Raw genomic sequence first — 3,069 nt, forward strand, 5'->3', positions numbered from 1 at the left:
AATGGAGTTTTGTTGTTTTATAAAGTTATATTTACTTCAATTAATACATTCGAAATGAAAAAGAAGCTAATTGTTTTAACGGGAGCTGGAATTAGTGCTGAAAGTGGAATTTCTACTTTTCGAGATGCCAATGGTTTGTGGGAAAATCATGATATTATGGAAGTCGCTTCGATTGAAGGTTATCAAAGAAACCCAAAATTGGTTCAAGAATTCTATAATCAACGTCGAAAACAATTATTCGATGTTGAACCCAATACTGCGCATCATTTCTTGAAAGAGTTAGAAAATGATTTTGAAGTTGTAATTATCACTCAAAATGTAGACGATTTGCATGAAAGAGCAGGTTCTTCTAAAATAATTCATTTGCATGGCGAATTGAGAAAAGCGCGAAGCGAAAAAGATGAGAATCAAATTATTGATTGGAATAAACATATCAAACTTGGAGATTTGGCTGAAGATGGAAATCAACTTCGTCCGCATATTGTGTGGTTTGGCGAAATGGTTCCGGAAATAGAAAATGCGATTGATGAGGTTTTAAAGGCAGATATTTTGGTAATTATTGGAACATCGATGCAAGTGTATCCAGCTGCTTCGCTCAAAGATTATGCAAAAACAAATGTCCCAATTATCTATATCGATCCATCAGATACCTATACCAATTCATCTATTACGCATATCAAGAAAAAAGCAACAGAAAGTATCGAAGAATTAAAAACTATTTTGAATAATTTTTAATCTTTTACGTTTTACTGTTGATTAATTAATTTAGAGAATATGAAGTATATATTTCTACCATTATTTGTTTTTTCTATTAATGCGGCTGCACAAGAGTTAAATCCGTTTTATCAATCGATAGTAGATCAAGTTAAATATGATTCTGTTCATCAAAAGCTACAAAAATTTCAAGATTTCGGAATCAAAACTGTCGGTTCTTCTGCGCATAATAATGCTTTTGATTGGTTGAAATCTTATTATATTGCATATGGCTATTCAAACATAGAGCAGCAATCTGTAAATGTTTTTGGAAATGTTGGAAATAATTTAATCATAACTAAAATTGGAAAAAAATATCCTGATAAATTTATTATCATCGATGGTCATTATGATACATTAAATGGACCTGGAGCGAATGATAATGGATCGGGAACGGTTACTTTATTAGAAATTGCTCGATTAATTAAAGATATCGATACTGATTATTCGATCAAGTTTATTCATTTTACAGGAGAAGAACGCGGTTTAATAGGAAGTCAGACATATGTCAATCAAATTGCAGTTCCTCAGAATTTAAAAATTAAAGCTGTTCTGAATATTGATGAGGTAGGAGGAGTGGCGAATAAAGTAAATTCGACAATTGTTTGTGAGCAAGATGAAAGTAATCCAACATCAAATAATGCAGCTTCTTCTGATTTGACTAATCAAATGGCGAATATTTTTCCCTTGTATACAACTCTAAAAACTGAAATTTCGAATGCTTATAGTTCAGATTATATGCCTTTTCAGGCAGTTGGTTATCCAATAACTGGACTTTTCGAAAAGAATGAAACGCCCTATGCACATACTGCTCAAGATATAATAGCTAATTTAGATTTGAATTATTTGACAGAAGTAGCGAAAGGAGCTTTGGCGACTTTATTACATTTTTCTCAAGCACAAGAGAAGTTGACTACAACAGATCATACTATTTCAACTTTGCAAGTGTACCCAAATCCAGTAAAGAGAAACCTTCATTTTTCGCAGATTTTAAAACAACCTACAATTTCTATATATAACGAAACAGGAATACAGGTCTATGAAAAGAAGTTTCGAACAGCTGTTTCGCAGATAAATTTAGAACATCTTACTTCTGGCGTTTATTTCGTTAAAATAAATTCGAATCAACATAGTTTTAAGATTTTGAAGAAATAAATTGTTGCGTCTCATTTATGTAATAAATTGACTTTTTTAGTTGAATAGTTACTTTTTTTGTCTAAATGGTAATCAACCTTTCGATACACGAGCACCGAACAAACCATACGCAATGGATATACAATGGATACAGAATGCATATAGCGTGGATACACAACCGATACAGAAAAAATGCATTTTAGTGCATACAACCTCCATTTAGGTTAATGGATAACCAATTAGGTTCATTATTCGTCACTTCTAGTTAATTTGTTTATCTAAGGGGTAATTTTACATCGTTGTTGTGCCCCTTCAAGAAGAATACCGAATAAAAAATGAATATTCTAACCACAATAGAAACATAGGTTTTATTAAGTTTTACGTTCTACGCTTAACGTTTTACGGATTTTATCATTCTGAGTTTATTTCAGAATAGCATCAAATGATACTTATTTTAGAGGTTTGAATCGTCTTGGTCATTGTGCTGAATATCAAGTGGAAATACTGTTTTTGGTCATGTGTTCTTACGATTTAAATGATTCTCAAAGGTTATTTTGGTAATCTACTTCATTTTATATTTGTATTCAAAAAGTGATTTTGTGTTATTTCGAAGCCTTGAAAATTCCAGCCTCTCACAAATACATAATGCATTTTACTTAATACATTATAAATATTACATAGTACAACACTAAAATCTACTTTTTTAAATGAAATTTAAAGATTATCATTGCTCAAAAGACGAGTTTAAATTCATTGAAACTTTAAAAATGATATCCTTTTGTTTTCCACTAAACATTTTTTTGTATAAAAACAACTTGGCAATTATTACAACCCCTGAACTACAAAAATCTTTTACATACATTCTACTGCCACTATTTTGCCTTCATCCTGCCTTCATCCTGCCTTTATCTTGGGACCTTCTAACGTGTTTGACCCGTCCTAAAATAACTATACATGTTTTTAAATAAATCCTATTATAGTTATACACCAATTGATCTTAATCCTAAATTTACTATACAAGAGAGTTTTGATAATTAAAACTTCTATTATAGTTTTTCCATCTTTTCTTTAATTTTTCTGACTGCAAATGCGCAGCATTTGGAGTTAAATAATCACAACTTGCATGTGGTCTTAATTCATTATAAGTTTTAATACTATTAGTAATTTTAATTTTTGTCTGAT

The 3,069-nt window shown here is 30.7% G+C and carries 2 protein-coding genes; both read left to right on the forward strand.

Annotated elements, in window-relative coordinates:
- Positions 1 to 54: 54 nt before the first annotated feature.
- Complete coding sequence (locus B2X73_RS10395) at positions 55 to 735, forward strand: SIR2 family NAD-dependent protein deacylase (RefSeq protein WP_291096375.1); 681 nt, start codon at positions 55 to 57, stop codon at positions 733 to 735.
- Positions 736 to 774: 39 nt separating this feature from the next.
- Positions 775 to 1,908 (forward strand): M20/M25/M40 family metallo-hydrolase, encoded by a 1,134-nt coding sequence (locus B2X73_RS10400; RefSeq protein WP_291096374.1) that lies wholly within the window; start codon positions 775 to 777, stop codon positions 1,906 to 1,908.
- Positions 1,909 to 3,069: the final 1,161 nt, after the last annotated feature.

This window comes from Empedobacter sp. UBA7252, from assembly GCF_002472765.1.
GTDB classification, from domain to species: domain Bacteria; phylum Bacteroidota; class Bacteroidia; order Flavobacteriales; family Weeksellaceae; genus Empedobacter; species Empedobacter falsenii_B.